This window comes from Mycobacterium sp. NGS26, from assembly GCF_059813025.1.
Genome location: NZ_JCALDU010000001.1, coordinates 843,866 through 858,375 on the forward strand (window position 1 = coordinate 843,866; position 14,510 = coordinate 858,375).

Annotated in this window: 15 protein-coding genes and 1 pseudogene; 4 read left to right on the top strand and 12 right to left on the bottom strand. The window is 68.7% G+C overall.

Annotated elements, in window-relative coordinates; genetic code table 11:
* Positions 1-3 precede the first annotated feature (3 nt).
* Together AC5Y6X_RS04080 and AC5Y6X_RS04085 are read right to left on the bottom strand one after the other, a co-directional pair.
* Complete coding sequence (locus AC5Y6X_RS04080; RefSeq protein ID WP_499984730.1) at positions 4-651, bottom strand: S1 family peptidase; 648 nt, start codon at positions 649-651, stop codon at positions 4-6.
* Positions 652-722: 71 nt separating this feature from the next.
* Positions 723-1,382 carry a S1 family peptidase gene (locus AC5Y6X_RS04085; RefSeq protein WP_499984732.1) on the bottom strand — a complete coding sequence of 220 codons (660 nt, stop codon included), beginning with the start codon at positions 1,380-1,382 and terminating at the stop codon, positions 723-725.
* A 203-nt stretch (positions 1,383-1,585) separates the two neighbouring features.
* On the opposite strand from AC5Y6X_RS04085, the pseudogene AC5Y6X_RS04090 reads away from it, so the two are divergent.
* Positions 1,586-2,089 (top strand): annotated as a pseudogene (locus AC5Y6X_RS04090) (MFS transporter); the annotation flags it as partial.
* A gap of 81 nt (positions 2,090-2,170) precedes the next feature.
* Here the strand turns inward: AC5Y6X_RS04090 and AC5Y6X_RS04095 are convergent.
* Genes AC5Y6X_RS04095 through AC5Y6X_RS04105 form a run of 3 tightly spaced genes read right to left on the bottom strand, consistent with a single transcriptional unit; the run spans position 2,171 to position 4,561 of the window.
* Positions 2,171-3,049 (bottom strand): alpha/beta fold hydrolase, encoded by an 879-nt coding sequence (locus AC5Y6X_RS04095; protein WP_499984733.1) that lies wholly within the window; start codon positions 3,047-3,049, stop codon positions 2,171-2,173.
* Positions 3,050-3,107: 58 nt separating this feature from the next.
* Entirely contained in the window at positions 3,108-3,932 is an 825-nt protein-coding gene (locus AC5Y6X_RS04100) for a hypothetical protein (RefSeq protein ID WP_499984735.1), read from the bottom strand.
* On the bottom strand, positions 3,929-4,561 hold the full coding sequence (locus AC5Y6X_RS04105; protein ID WP_499984737.1) for a TetR/AcrR family transcriptional regulator: 633 nt from the start codon (positions 4,559-4,561) through the stop codon (positions 3,929-3,931). The genes AC5Y6X_RS04100 and AC5Y6X_RS04105 overlap by 4 nt, the downstream gene beginning before the upstream one ends.
* A gap of 140 nt (positions 4,562-4,701) precedes the next feature.
* Here AC5Y6X_RS04105 and AC5Y6X_RS04110 point away from each other — a divergent pair, with 140 nt between their 5' ends.
* Entirely contained in the window at positions 4,702-4,935 is a 234-nt protein-coding gene (locus tag AC5Y6X_RS04110) for a hypothetical protein (RefSeq protein WP_499985228.1), read from the top strand.
* Between the two features lie 295 nt (positions 4,936-5,230).
* Positions 5,231-6,787 (top strand): LCP family protein, encoded by a 1,557-nt coding sequence (locus tag AC5Y6X_RS04115; RefSeq protein WP_499984738.1) that lies wholly within the window; start codon positions 5,231-5,233, stop codon positions 6,785-6,787.
* A 113-nt stretch (positions 6,788-6,900) separates the two neighbouring features.
* Here the strand turns inward: AC5Y6X_RS04115 and AC5Y6X_RS04120 are convergent, their stop codons facing one another.
* Complete coding sequence (locus tag AC5Y6X_RS04120; RefSeq protein ID WP_499984740.1) at positions 6,901-7,692, bottom strand: SDR family NAD(P)-dependent oxidoreductase; 792 nt, start codon at positions 7,690-7,692, stop codon at positions 6,901-6,903.
* A 19-nt stretch (positions 7,693-7,711) separates the two neighbouring features.
* Here AC5Y6X_RS04120 and AC5Y6X_RS04125 point away from each other — a divergent pair, with 19 nt between their 5' ends.
* On the top strand, positions 7,712-8,590 hold the full coding sequence (locus AC5Y6X_RS04125) for an NAD(P)-dependent oxidoreductase (protein WP_499984741.1): 879 nt from the start codon (positions 7,712-7,714) through the stop codon (positions 8,588-8,590).
* Between the two features lie 30 nt (positions 8,591-8,620).
* Here AC5Y6X_RS04125 and AC5Y6X_RS04130 read toward each other — a convergent pair whose 3' ends face one another.
* Genes AC5Y6X_RS04130 through AC5Y6X_RS04155 form a run of 6 tightly spaced genes read right to left on the bottom strand, consistent with a single transcriptional unit; the run spans position 8,621 to position 14,422 of the window.
* Positions 8,621-9,430 (bottom strand): SDR family NAD(P)-dependent oxidoreductase, encoded by an 810-nt coding sequence (locus AC5Y6X_RS04130; RefSeq protein WP_499985232.1) that lies wholly within the window; start codon positions 9,428-9,430, stop codon positions 8,621-8,623.
* A 2-nt stretch (positions 9,431-9,432) separates the two neighbouring features.
* Positions 9,433-10,212 (bottom strand): glucose 1-dehydrogenase, encoded by a 780-nt coding sequence (locus AC5Y6X_RS04135; RefSeq protein WP_499984743.1) that lies wholly within the window; start codon positions 10,210-10,212, stop codon positions 9,433-9,435.
* A 29-nt stretch (positions 10,213-10,241) separates the two neighbouring features.
* Positions 10,242-11,021: a glucose 1-dehydrogenase gene (locus AC5Y6X_RS04140; protein WP_499984745.1), complete on the bottom strand. Its 780-nt coding sequence runs from the start codon at positions 11,019-11,021 to the stop codon at positions 10,242-10,244.
* A gap of 2 nt (positions 11,022-11,023) precedes the next feature.
* The gene (locus AC5Y6X_RS04145) at positions 11,024-11,824 is read right to left on the bottom strand and encodes an SDR family NAD(P)-dependent oxidoreductase (protein WP_499984746.1); all 801 of its coding nucleotides are present in this window, start codon (positions 11,822-11,824) and stop codon (positions 11,024-11,026) included.
* Positions 11,821-12,801: a LipP1 family hormone-sensitive lipase gene (lipP1, locus tag AC5Y6X_RS04150; RefSeq protein WP_499984748.1), complete on the bottom strand. Its 981-nt coding sequence runs from the start codon at positions 12,799-12,801 to the stop codon at positions 11,821-11,823. The genes AC5Y6X_RS04145 and lipP1 overlap by 4 nt, the downstream gene beginning before the upstream one ends.
* Positions 12,794-14,422: an acyl-CoA synthetase gene (locus AC5Y6X_RS04155; protein ID WP_499985234.1), complete on the bottom strand. Its 1,629-nt coding sequence runs from the start codon at positions 14,420-14,422 to the stop codon at positions 12,794-12,796. The genes lipP1 and AC5Y6X_RS04155 overlap by 8 nt, the downstream gene beginning before the upstream one ends.
* Positions 14,423-14,510 lie beyond the last annotated feature (88 nt).

Sequence of the window (14,510 nt, forward strand, 5' to 3'; positions counted from 1 at the left end):
GGTTCAGGGGAGGACGCGCAAACCCCACCGGCCGAGCAGCGGATTCACCAGCGCGAAGTAGGTCGTGTTGTCGTCGCCCTCCGGGGAGGACATCAGCAGGCCGACCGCGCTGACGGTGCCGTCGTCGTTTTTCACGAAGCCGGGGCTGCCGCTGTCGCCGCTGAGGCTGTACACGCTGGCTTCGAGCACATCGCCCTCTATGTCCGTGACGGCGCCGCAGGTCTCACCGGTGACGGCCCCGACCTTGCAGAACGGCATGCCCACCTTGATTTGCGACGGGCTCAACACGTCCCGCACCCGATACCTGCCGCCGACGTCACCCGCGGGCGCACCGACGCTCGGGTCGAGGAGGATGATCGCGGCGTCCCTCTTGTCACCTTCGTGCTCGCTGGCCGAGATTCTTCCCAGCGGCACGTCGTCCGCGTAGGTCCACACCGATCCGTCGTGCGCGTCGCAGTGCCCGCTCGTCATGAGGAAGTAGCTGCCGTCATTGCCTTGTGCTGCGAAACCCGCCGTGCAAGAACTATTTTCGTCCTCAACCCGGATGCCGGGCGTCACGCCCGGATTCGACCGGGCGGGACTCGCCAACACCGTCGCCGAAAGTGCCATGACACCGGCCCAAGTAAGTCCCCGCAACCACCGTTCAGCCACGCCGCCCTCCTTCGGTTCTGCCGCTGCGAACCCTCAGATGATCGCATCTGCGGACGCGCGGCACGCCGTTTTCAGGGCAGGATGTGCAGGCCCCACTTGGCCAGCAGCGGATGCACGAGCGTGAAATACGTCGTGTAATCGTCGCCGTCGGGCGAGGACATCAAGATTCCGACCGCGCTGACGGTGCCGTCCGCGTTTTTCACGAAACCGGGACTGCCACTGTCGCCGTTGAGGCTGTACACGCTCGCCTCGATCACATCGCCGTTCTTGGCCTTGACGGTGCCGCAGGTCTCACCGGTGATCGCACCGATCTTGCAGAACGGCATGCCCACCTGAATCTGGGAGAGGCTCAACACATCCCGGACCGGATACCTGCCGCCGACATCGCCCGCGGGCGCCCCGACGCTCGGGTCCAGGCGGATGATCGCGGCGTCCTTCGTGTCGCCCACCTTTTCGCTGGCGGTGATCATTCCGAGCGGGCGGTCCTCCCCGTACGTCCACACCGAGCCGTCGTGCGGATCGCAGTGCCCGCTGGTGAGCAGGTAGTAGCTGCCGTCGCTGCCCTGGGCCGCGAAAGCCGCTGTGCACCCACCGCTTCCGTCGACGACGTGCATGCCCGGCGTCGGGCGCGACACCAGATCCGGATCCGCCAGTGCCGAACCCGCGAACGCCGTCGTGGCCATGCTCATCGCACCGGCCAGCCCCAACCACCGCAACCACCGTATGGTCACGCCCACCCTCCTCCTCGTCCGCAGCATGTTAGCAGCGAGTACCGCCTCCCGCCCGGCAAGAGCAGTGGGCCGCGCGTTCCAAGGATCCCGCAAGGATTTCCCAAGCGCGGGGGCAGACCCTTGACCCGACACCACGGCTTTAGCGAACGGAGGTGCGGATGCCCACCGGAATCAGCGGCACGACGGCGGCTGCCAGGCTCTGGATGATCACGGTGGCGTGCACGCTGCTGCCGGTGCTGGTCGGCCTGAACGCCACCGTCGTCGACGCGGCGCAGCGGACATTCGCCGACCGATTCGCCTCGACGCAGGCCGCCGCCGCGTGGACCGTGACGGGCTACATCCTGGCGGTGGCGGCGGCGATCCCGCTCAGCGGCTGGGCCGCCGGCCGGATGAGCACCAAGACGCTGGTCCTCGGTTCGGTGCTGGCGTTTTCGTGGGCATCGTTGCTCTGCGTGCAGGCCCCGAATATCGCTGTGCTGGCGGCGTTTCGGGCGCTGCAAGGGTTCAGCGGCGGAATGCTGATCCCGCTGCAGCTGACCGTCCTGGCCCGCGCCGCCGGGCCGCAAAGACTGACCCGCGCGTTGACCGTCAGCGTGGTTCCCGTCGTGCTGGGCGCTGCCTGCGGACCCGTCCTCGGCGGCTGGTTGATCGACTCGTTCGGCTGGAAGTCGGTCTTCCTGATCAACCTGCCGATCGGCGTGCTCGCGTTGATCGTCGCGGGATTCGTTCTGCCCGAAGATGTTCCGATCACGCCGGCCGGCGCCGCGCTGACGGACGGTACGAGCGCGTCAGCCCGCCCGGTCGACGCGCCGGGTGAGGAAATCCAGGACGGCCCCGGCGAAAACGTCGTTGCGGTCCCCGGCAACCATGTGTCCCGCACCGCGCACATCGGTGAACTCGACCTGCGGGAAACGCTCGAGGAAGGCGTCGGCGCTGTCCTGGCTGACGAGGTCGCTCGTCTGCCCCCGGATCAAAAGCATCGGCACACCGTCGCGCAGGATCGCGTCGACGGCCGCGTGCATGCGGTCGACGTCGGTGACCTCGAACGGCGGAAACGGCGCGGTGCCGCTGATGAACTGCGGATCCCAATGCCAATACCAGCGGTCGCCCCGGCGGCGCAGGTTGGCGGTCAGGCCATCCAGATCGGTCGGCCGGGGCCGATGCGGGTTGTACTCCGCGATCGCGTCGGCAACCTCTTCCAGTGAGGCGAACCCGGACTCCACCCGATCGGCCATGAAGTTGTGGATCCGCGTCGCCCCGGACTGCTCCATGTTCGGCACGATGTCGACCAGGACCACGGCGCTGGCGATGCCCGGGGCAAGCTCGCCGGCGAGCAGCATCGAGGTGAACCCGCCCAGGGACGCGCCGACCAGCACCGGTTGGGGCGGCAGGTTGCCCAGCACTTCCTGGACGTCGGCGGCGAAGCTGACGACGCGATAGTCGCCGTCGCTGGACCAGTCGGACTCTCCGTGACCGCGCAGGTCGATCGTGACGGCTTGCCACCCGCGCCTGGCGACGGCGGCGGCCGCCCGGGCCCAGGAGCGGCGCGTCTGCCCACCGCCGTGCAGGAAAACCACGGCCCGCGAGTGCGGGTCGCCCAGGCGGTCCGCGACGATACGGACGCCGCCGGGCCCGTGGGTCGAGAACTGCTGGGGTGCGGTCGCCATCAGAAGATGGTAAGGCGCCGTCGACCCGCGGCCCCGGGCATGCCCGGTTCGCTTCGGGTCAGGGGTGCGCGGCGAGGAACGTCTCGTTCGACAGACCCGCGGTGAGGCGCTCGACGTCGAACGGCCGATCGAGCCGGGCGCGAAGCTTAGCGGGATCGGTGAGCAGGCTGATCTCGGCGGTCTGCCGGGCGAACAACCGACCGAAACGCGGGTAGAGCCAACGCATGATCGTTCGCTCCGGAGCCGTGCAACGCGCCGCGCAATAGCCGACGTGGCCGACCTCGTCGGTGAGGATCTCGCTGTAGAGCCGCTCGATGCGGGCGGCCACGTCTGGTTCGTCGGCGAACAACTCGACCCCCACGCGGCGCAGCTCGTCGAACATTATGCAGCCGGCCATTTCCGCCGCACCCACGAACGCGAACCCGAGCCGCTCGGGAAGGAAGACGTTGATCTTGACGAACTGGCGCATCACCAGCGGCGGCACCACCACCTGGAACGGCAGGCCGAACATGTCGAGCACGTATGCCAGCAGCCGGGTGTGGTAATGCTCCTCCAGCGCGAGATACACCCGCTCGGGCCGCTCGTCGTCACCGCCGATGCGGCCGTAGGTGTCGCCCAGATCCACTCCGAACCGCTCGGCCTGGTTGAGCTTCGCGGTGGCCAAGAGAAACAGCGTCTGCGGGTCGACGCCCGGCTCGGGCCGGCGGCGCCGCAGGTTCCGCATGAACACCTGCCGATCGATGTGACGGGTCGAGCGGACCGGGTCGGCCTCCAACCCGGCGAAGAACTCCTCGCGGCTGGCGAGGCGGCGGTGCAGCAGGTCGGCGTCGCCATCGCGTCGTGTCAGGTAGTCGCGGTAGCCCTCGATACCCAAGCCGTTCATCGTGCCTCCATTCCGCGAACAATCGTCGTCACATACCGATCCAGCAGAGCGTTTCGGTCCGGGGAGGCAACGACACCGGTTGCCAGCAACGCGAACAGACCCGTCAGGAAGATCACCCCGAGTTCACCCGCGTCGGCGTCCGGGGCCACCCTGCCCGCGGTCTGCGCGTCGCGGATCGCGGCGATGACGAAGTCGGCCAGCGGGTGCTCGGCCAGCTCGTCCTCGACGGGCCGGGTCGCGGAGAAGTGCAGCCCGAGCATGTCCCTGAAGACCACCGGGCCCAACCGCAGCTCCGCGGCGACCACCTGACGCACCAGCAGCGCCAGCATCGACGTCAGGTCACCCGACTCGGTTGCGCCGCCGTCGAGCGTCGCCACGATCTTGAGCTCCTCGGCGCGCTCCAACTCGACCAGCACATGTTCCTTGGTCGGGAAGTGGAAATAGAACGTGCCCCGCGCCACCCCCGCCGCGGCCGCGATCGACGCGACGTCCGCACCGGCCAACCCACGCCGGCCGATCTCTGCCACCGCGGCGTCGAACACGCGCGCCCGCGTCTGAAGCCGCTGGGCCTCCCGCACCCCCACGGCCTGCGCACCATCCTGCGTGCTCGGGGTCGTCGTCAGGGGCATGCCCCGTACTCTACAAATTTCACTGGCACCCGTCAATGACGACCGTCAACGAGTTTGCTGAACCCCGGCGGGGAACCACTGAGCGGGGCGCTTGCACTCCCGTGGTGCATCCTGTGCGGGTGGCGCATGGACTCAACAAAATCCCGGTTGTGGTGGGGATTGTCGTCGCGCTGCTGATCGCCGTGCTGGCGTTTCCGGTCAAGCAACGATGCGGTGCGCCCGGCTACTCATGCGCCACGGCGTTGGATCCGCAGGGCTACGTTCACTACTACTACGAGGTCGAACCGCTCGGCGTATACCTCGCCGAGATCGTCACGGGCTCGGATATTCGGCTCTCCTACACGTCCGGCGAGGACCTGGTGAAGGTCCGATAGCGGGGCCGAGATATCGGCTCGGTGACGAGTTGGTGCCAATCCAGGCTCCTTGCCGAGACGCATCGCCGCCCAAGCCCGCCGCATCTTAGCCAAACGCGCTGGTAGCGGGAAGATCGCGGCCGCCGATTTCACCCGGCACGGCGCGTGAGCCTGCCCACAGTGGCCATTTCGGGGCCTTCTCGATTGGGGGCTACACAGCAAGCTAACGCATACTTGACCTCATGCTTTTGGCGACATCACGGCAAACCGCAGCAGCGGTGCCGCGTGGTGCGCCGGTAAAGGGTCGAGGTTTGTGATGGCACGCTCGGGCGGCGCCCATCACCGCCACCGAGCCGTCCGTCAGCCGTCACCGATTCGCAAGGGGCTGACGCGCAGCTTCATGGCGCTTGTCTCGGTGGCGGCCATCCTGATGACCGGGGCGGGTTACTACGTGGCTCACGGGGCGCTGGGCGGCATCACCGTCTCGGACGCCCTGAGCCCCGACGACCCGCGATCCAGCGGCGACAACATGAACATCCTGCTGATCGGCCTGGACTCCCGAAAGGACCAGGACGGCAACGACCTGCCGTCGTCGATCTTGAGGCAGCTGCACGCGGGCGATTCCGACGACGGCGGCTACAACACCAACACGCTGATACTCGTGCACGTCGGGGCCGACAACAAGGTGGTCGCCTTCTCGATCCCCCGCGACGACTGGGTGCCCTTCAACGGTGTTCCCGGCTACAACCACATCAAGATCAAAGAGGCTTACGGGCTGACCAAGCAGTACGTGGCGCAGAAGCTCGCGAATCAGGGTGCGAGCAGCCAGCGTGAGCTCGAGACCAAGGGCCGCGAGGCAGGGCGGGCGGCGACCTTGCGCGCGGTGCGCAACCTGACCGGGGTTCCGATCGACTATTTCGCCGAGGTCAACCTGGCCGGTTTCTACGACCTGGCGCAGACCCTCGGCGGCGTCGACGTGTGCCTCAACCACGCCGTGTACGACTCGTATTCCGGCGCCGACTTCCCGGCCGGGCCCCAGCGGCTGGATGCCTCACAGGCGCTGGCCTTCGTCCGGCAGCGGCACGGCCTGGAGAACGGAGACCTGGACCGCACCCACCGCCAGCAGGCGTTCATCTCGTCGGTCATGCGGGAGCTGCAGGATTCGGGCACCTTCACCAACCTCGACAAGCTCAAGGGCCTGATGGCGGTGGCGCGCAAGGACGTCGTGCTGTCGACGGGTTGGGACGAGGATCTGTTCCGCCGCATGGGTGAGCTCGCGGGCGGCGGAAACGTCGAGTTCCGGACGCTGCCCGTGGTGCGCTACGACAACATCGACGGCCAGGACGTCAACATCATCGACCCGGCCGCGATCAAGGCCGAGATTGCGGCGGCCATCGGCGCCGCTCCCGAGACGACGACGCCCGCCACGACGGCCTCCAAGCCCAGTCCGTCCACGGTCGTCGACGTCGTCAACGCCGGCAGCATGAGCGGTCTCGCCAGCGAGGTGTCGCACGCGCTGAAGAAGCGCGGCTACACCGCGGGCCAGGTCCGCGACCGCCAATCCGGCGACCCGACGGCCAGCGCGATCCAGTACGGCGCGGGCGCAGAAACCGACGCGCACAACCTGGCCACGCTGCTGGGCCTCGACGCACCCAAGCAACCGGATCCCAGCGTGCAGCCCGGGCACATCCAGGTGACCGTGGACACCAGTTTCTCGGTGCCGTCGGCCGACGACACCAGCACCACCGACGAGACCACCACCACGACGACGACCACGAAGACCAGTCGCTACGGCTACGGCACCACCAGCACCTACCCCACGCCCGATCAGGGCAAGCCCATCGGCGGCGGCGGGGTGCCCTGCGTCAATTAGCGGTCAGGCGTGGGTGCCGCATTTGCCGAGCGTCCTCAAAATGCCGGCTTGCACGGTGTGTCGGCGTACATATGAGCGCGCTCGCGCGTCTGGAAAGCGGCCGTTCAGGCCAGCTAGGCGTGGGTGCCGCCGTCGATGCGGATCTCGGTGCCGGTGATCCAGGCGCCGTCCTCGGACACCAGCATGGCGATGACGCCGGCGATCGCGCTGGGCTCGGCCATCCCGGCGCCGCTGGATTCGACGGTCGTGGGCAGGATCGGCATCAGCCGGGGGAACAGCGACCAGTCGGCGTCTTGGGGAATGTAGCCCCCGGTCGCGTCGGTGATTCCGGACTTGATGCTGCCGGGCGCCACGCACGCCGCGCGCAGGCCCTGCTTGGCGTATTCGAGCGCCAGCGAATGGGTGAAGGCCTGGATTCCGCCCTTGCTGGCCGCGTAGGCCGCCATGTAGGGATGCGCGAAGGAGGCCGACGTGGAGCTGAAGTTCACGATCGCGCTGCGCGAGTTCGCCAGCAGCGCCGGAAGCGCCTCGCGGACCACCAGGAATGTTCCGGTCAGGTTGACGCCGACGATCCGATTCCACAGCTCGAGGCTGGTCTCGTGCGTGTGCGCCGCGCGCAGGATGCCGGCCGCGTTGACGAGCGAATCCAGCCCGCCGAGGGTCTCGACGGCCCGGCGCACCCCGTCGATCACCGAGTCCTCGCTGCCGACGTCCATCGGCATCGTGGTGAGGCGCTCGGCGGTCGCGGCCTCGTCGGCCCGCGCCCGGGTCTGGCCCAGGCCGTCGGCCGCGATATCGGCGGCCACCACGGCGGCACCCTCGTCCAGCAACCGCAGCGTGGCGGCCTGGCCGATCCCCGACGCCGCGCCCGTCACCAGAATCCGCTTGCCCTCGAGTCGCTTCATAGAAGGCAGAGTGTATGGGATGGACATCGGATTCATCGGCCTGGGAAACATGGGCCGCGGCATGGCCGCCAACCTGCTCGGAGCGGGCCACCCGATCACCGTCTACAACCGTTCGCCCGGCAAGGCGGACGCGCTGGTCCGCCAGGGCGCGACCGCGGCGCGCGACGTGGCCGAAGCCTGCACCGGCGAGGTGGTATTCACCATGCTGTCCGACGACGATGCCGTCGAGCAGGTCGCGTTCGGTGCGCATGGCGTGCTGGCCTCGCTGCCCCGCGGAGCCACCCACGTCTCGTCGAGCACCATCAGCGTCGCGCTGTCGGAGCGGCTGGCGGCCGCGCACGCCGAAGCCGGTCAACGATTCGCCGCGGCGCCGGTGTTCGGTAGGCCCGAAGCCGCCTCTGCCGCAAAGCTTTTCGTGATCGCCGCGGGCGCCCCGCAGGTCCTCGAGCCGTTGGTTCCGCTGTTCGACGCGATCGGGCAACGGACCTTCGTGGTGTCCGACCAGCCGCACGCCGCCAACCTGGTCAAGCTGAGCGGCAACTTCCTGCTCGCGTCGGCCATCGAGACCGTCAGCGAGGCCGTCGCGCTGGTAGCCAAGTCCGGCGTGGACCGGCAGCAGTACGTCGACATCCTCACCTCGACGCTGTTCACCGCGCCGGCCTATCAGACGTACGGCGGGCTGATCGCGCGTAGGGAATTCGAGCCGGCCGGGTTCGCGGCGACCCTCGGCCTCAAGGACGTGCGGCTGGTGCTCGCAGCCGCCGAGCGGCTGCGGGTGCCGCTGCCGGTGGCCAGCGTGCTGCGCGACCGGTTGCTCACGCTGGTGGCAACCGGCGGCGGGCAGTTGGACTGGTCGGCGCTGGCCACGCTCGCCGACCGGGATGCCGGATTGACCTGAGCCGCACCGTAATCCAGGTCATGTTGCCCGTTACGCGTGGGCGCCTCCGTCGATGCGAATCTCGGTTCCGGTGACGAATGCCCCATCCTCGGAGACCAGCATGGCGACCACGCCCGCCACTGCGGACACGTCTCCCAGCGGCGATCCGGTGGTGGACTCGTGGACCGTCGGAAGCACCGGCGAAAGCTTTGCGAACAGCGACCAATCGGCATCGGCGGGAACGTATCCCGCTGTGGCGTCGGTGATGCCGGTCTTGATGCCGCCGGGCGCCACACAGACCGCGCGCAGGCCCTGGCGGCCGTACTCGAGGGCCAGCGCGTGCGTGAACGATTGGATCGCACCCTTACTCGCCGCGTAGGCGGACATGTATGGGTGCGCGAACGCGGCCGAGGTGGAACTGAAGTTCACGATCGCGCTCCCCGAGTTCGTCAGGAGGGCCGGCAGCGCCTCACGCACCACCAGGAAAGTGCCGGTGAGGTTGACCTGCACGACCTGATTCCACAACTCGAGGCTGGTCTGATGGGTGTGCGACGCGCGCAGGATGCCGGCCGCGTTGACGACGGAGTCGAGCCCGCCCAGGGCGGCAACGGCGGATCGAACGCCGTCGACCACCGACCGCTCCTCGCCGATGTCCATCTCGACCGTGGTCAGCCGCGTACCCGCCCCGGCCTCCTCGGCCTGGGCACGCGTCTTCTCCAACCCCTCCGCGGAAACGTCGGCGGCCACCACCGACGCACCCTCCCGCAGCAGCCTCAGCGCGCTGGCCTGTCCGATCCCCGATCCGGCGCCGGTCACCAGGATCTTGCGACCGTCGAACCGCGCGTGGTCTATGTTGCCCATTGTCATTGGCCCGTCACGTATTTCACGGTGGGGCCGGTGGTCCAGCCGCCGTCGACGGCCAGCTCGGCGCCGGTGACGTAGGCGGCCTCGTCGGACAACAGGAAGCCGACCGCGCCGGCGATCTCCTCGGGGACGCCGACGCGTCCCATCGGTGTGTTGGGATAGTTACCCTCGCCGGTCTGGATGCCCACCTGCGCCGTCATGGGCGTGTAGACCATGCCCGGGTGCACCGAATTGACCCGGATGCGATCGGTTCCGAGTTCCACCGCCGCAACCTTGGACAGGCCGCGCACCCCCCACTTGGAGGCCCCGTAGCTGCCGGTCAGCGCCAGCCCCATCAGCCCGGCCGCCGACGAGATGTTGACGATCGAGCCGCCGCCCGCCGCCCGCATGGCGGGGATGACGGCCTGCATGCCGTTGAACACCCCGACCAGATTCACCTCGAGGACGGCCCGGAAATGATCGACGGGCTCGTGCTCGACAAACGTTGCGCCCGCGGATATTCCGGCGTTGTTGACCAGGCCGGTCAGCGTCCCGAATTCGGCCAGGGCGAATTCCACCGCCGACGCCCATTGCGCAGGATCCGTGACGTCGAGGTGCGTGTACCTCGCGGCGTCGCCGAGTTCGGCGGCCAACTGCTTGCCTTCGTCGTCGAGCAGATCGGCGACGACGACCTTGCCGCCGCGCTCGACGATGAGGCGTGCCATGGCCGCCCCGAGCCCCCGGGAGCCGCCCGTGACGATGGCGACCTTTCCCGCCAGCTGGTCCGAGTTCGCTGTCATGCCAACAACCTTCCTTGAGTACGTGCCCCTCAGTTCCGTGGGGGCACAATCGGGATGCGCCCTGCACTCGCGCCGCCATCGACGGCGATGTCAGCGCCGGTGACGTACGAGGACGCATCGGATGCGAGGAAGGCGGCGACGGAGGCGACCTCCTCGGGTATGCCGACGCGGTTGAGCGGCGCCCCGGGATGTCCACCCGGTCCGCGTCGGACGTCGAGGTGCCCGATCATCGGGGTGTCGATCATCCCGGGATACACCGTGTTCACCCGAATCCCGAACGGGCCGAGCTCGATTGAGGCCACCTTGGTCAGGCCGCGCAGCCCCCACTTGGACGACCCGTAGGCCGCGTAGCCGGCCAGTCCCTGCAGCCCCGACTGCGACGAGACGTTGACGATCGAACCGCCGCCGGCCGCCTTCATCGGCTCGACGACGGCCTTGATCCCCAGGAAGGGGCCGACCAGGTTGACCCGCAGCTGGCGCTCGAAATCGTCGAGGTGCTGATCCATGATCGGTTTCGGGATGCAGATGGCGGCGTTGTTCACCAGCGCGTCGAGGCGCCCGAATTCGTTGCAGGCCAACGCAACCACGTCCGCCCAGCCGTCGGGGCTGGCCACGTCGTGGCGGACGAACCGGGCCGCGGCGCCGATGGACGCCGCGACCTCGCTCCCCTCGCGCTCGAGGACGTCGGTGACGACGACCCGAGCGCCCAGCGACGCGAACAACCGGGCCTCGGCCGCTCCTTGGCCGCGGGCGCCCCCGGTGATGATCGCGACCTTGCCGGACAGATCCGCCAGTCGGTTTTCGGTCATGCTCAGTCAACCGTCTTCACGTCGAGACCGGCGATCAGGATCTCGCTCAATCGCCGCGGCAGCTCGGTCATCGCCGCCGTCGCCGCCAGCTGCCGGGGCAGGGTGACGTATTTGCGTTCGTGCTCGACCGCGTCGGCGATCGCGTCGGCGACCACGCCGCGGTCCAGCGCTTCGCGTGGCGCCATGTGCCAGCGTTCGAAACGTTCGATGACGCGCCGGGTCGGCCCGAAACCGCGAATGTTGTCGATCATGTCGGTCTTCACCGCCCCGATCTGAACCAGGGTCGTCCCGACCGGCGTGCCGCGCAACTCCTGGCGCAGTCCATGGGTGAACTGGCTCAAGCCGGCCTTCGAGGTGCCGTACAGGGTGACGCCGGGGGTGACGCTCAGCGCCCCTTGCGACGACACGTTGACGATGTGCCCGCGACCCCGCGCCACCATCCGCGGCATCAACTGACGGCAGAGCTCCATCGGCGCGGCGAGGTTGACCTGCAACAGGTCCCGCACCTGCTGTGCGGTGGCGTCCGGGAACAGGCCGACGTGGTCCAGCCCGGCGTTGTTGACCAGGCCGTCGACCGGGCCGTCGGCCTCGACCCGATCGATCAGCGCCTCGACGGCGGCGGGATCGGTGAGGTCGGTCGGGTAGGCCTTGCCGTCGAGCTCCTTGGCGAGCAGCTCGAGTGCCTCCCCGTTGCGCGCGACCAGCGCGACCTCGGCTCCGCGTGCGGTCAGCACCTCGGCGATGCTGCGGCCCAGCCCGCGGCTGGCGCCGGTGACCAGCACCCGAGTGTTGTTCAGCTTCACGGTAATTCCCTCTCTTTGTCGGTGTTCAACGCCTCGCGCAACACCGCGCACACGTCGGCGTTGGCCTGTTCGGCCAGGGGGATGTCGTCGGGCAGGTTGAAGAACCCGTGAAACATGCCGGGGTAGCGCCGCACCGTGGCCGGAACCCCGGCCGCGCGCAGCCGCTCGGCGAACTCCTCGCCGTCGTCGCACAGCGGGTCGAATTCGCCCGTGACCACATGTGCCGGCGGCAATCCGGTGAGGTCTCCGAGAATCGGCGATGCGTACGGGTTGTGCGGATCGCCGTCGGGGCCGAGATATTGCTGGGTGAACCACCGCTGGTGGTCCAGGGTCAGCACCCCGCGCGACGCCGGATCGCGCACCGGCTTGGGTTTGCGGCGCTGATCGACCACGGGATAGATGAGCAATTGGAACGCGATCGAGGGGTCGCCGCGATCGCGGGCGATCATGCAGACCACGGTCGCGAGGTTGCCGCCGGCGCTGTCCCCGGCGAGCACGAGTCGACCGGTGTCGCCGCCGAGTTCACCGCCGTGCTTTGCGACCCACCGCGTCGCGGCCCAGGCGTCCTCCACCGCCGCCGGGAAACGGTGCTCCGGAGCCAGGCGGTAGTCCACCGAGACGACTATCGCGCCGGCGCCGTTGGCCAGCCGCCGGCAGCAGGCATCGTGAGAGTCGAGGTCGCACAATACGAATCCGCCGCCGTGCAGGTACACGAGGAGCGGCGCCCCGGCGCAAGAGACGTCCGGCGCGTTCGGATGATAGATGCGGACCGGAATGTCGCCGGCGTCGCCCACCCCGGGTATGGCGCGGTCCTCCACCCGCGCGACGGGGACGTGCCGCCGCGGTTTGCGGCTGGCCTTCAGGCTGGCGCGCACCTCGGCCGCATCGGCGGTGCCGTCGCGCATCGATGCGAACGCCGCCGACATGCGCTCTGCGACTTCACGTTTCGCAACGTCCGTCTCGTCGAGCTCAGCCATCGGAACTCACCTGTTGGAGCCGGCTGCGCACCACCTTGCCGGTGGCGTTGCGCGGCAGGGCGTCGATGAACTCGACCTCGCGCGGCACCTTGTACCGGGCCAGGTTGGCGCGCACGTAGTTCTTGACCGCCTCGGCATCCGGCACGGCGCCATCGGCGAGCACCACGAACGCCTTGAGGCGCTGCCCGAACTCGGCATCGGCCACCCCGATCACCGCGACCTCGTCCACGTCGGGATGTCCACAGATCAGGTTCTCGACCTCGAGCGGGTAGACGTTCTCGCCGCCGCTGATGATCATGTCGTCGTCCCTGCCGTCGACATACAGCCGGCCCGTCTCGTCCAGGTGGCCGACGTCGCCGCTGCTGAGCAACCCGTCGATCACTTCCTTCTTCCGGCCGTCGGTGTAACCGCCGAAGCTCACCGTGCTGCCGGCGAAGATCCGGCCGATCGTTCCGGGCGTCGTGATCGGCGTGCCGTTGTCGTCATAAAGCGCGATCCGGCACCCGATCGGGGCCTTGCCCACCGTGGCGGGGTTGTGCGCGAGGTCGTCGGGCATCGCGACGCTGATGACGGCCAATTCGGTTGAGCCGTATTGGTTGTAGAGCACGGGACCGAACCGCTCCAGGGTGCGGGTCACCAGGTCCGGTGCCATCGCCGAGCCGGAGACGTAGACGATGCGCAGCGATGAGGTGTCGTAGGCGTCCAGCACCTCGGCCGGCAGCGCGAGGATCCGTTGCAGCATCGTCGGAACCAGCACGACAACGTCGCACCGGTACTCGGCGATCGCTTTCAGGGTCGCCTCCGGATCGAAGCGCCGTCGCAGCACCAGCCGGTTGCCCAGAGCCAGCGACAGCACCGCCTGCCCCAGGCCGGTGCCGTGGAAGACCGGCGCCCCCAGAAGGCACACCTGGCCGCGCCGGCGCGGCACTCGGTCCAGCAGTTGCGCGGAGAACAACGGGGATGTCTTCCCGCGCGGTGCGCCCTTCGGGGTGCCGGAGGTTCCGCTGGTGAGCAGGGTCAGGCCGCCCGGCTTCGCCGGCGCCCGCACCGGCGCGCCCGACGTCGTCCGGATCAGTTGCTCGATCGCGTCCGTCGCGGGGGTCGGTCCCGGATCGGAGACAAACCTGCGCACGGACGGATCCACCGCGTCGAGCAACTCGCTGAACTCGTGATCGTGCACGAGGACCGAAACGCCTTCGCGGCGGGCGACATCGGCCAGCTGCGGCTTGGCGAACCCGGTGTTCAGCAGCAACAGCTGGGCCCCCACCTTGTTGGCCGCGGCGAGCACCGTGATGATGCCGCGGTGGTCGCGGCACAGCGCGGCGACCACCGTCCCCGGGCCGATACCGAGCTCCGACCAGGCTCGCGACAACGCGTTCACCCGTTGGTTCAGCTCGTCGAAAGTCACGTCGCCCGCGTCGTCCGTGATGGCCACGGCCGTGCCGCACCGCCGCGCGGCGCTCTCGACCAGGCCGGCAAACGGACCGTACTTCTTGGCGGCACGAAATGCTCGCGCGCCCTCCACGGGGCCACCGGACAGGCCGGCCTCGCGCAGCACCCGAAGGCTGTGCATGGTTTCGGCCATGCCGTCGATCTTGTGGCGCAGTTTCGCGCGGCGCATGGCCAGATTCGTCACGAGCGGTACGGTATTCGGCCGCCCGTGTCCCGCCGACGCCAAATCCCATTGATCGGGAGACGGCGCCGTTTAC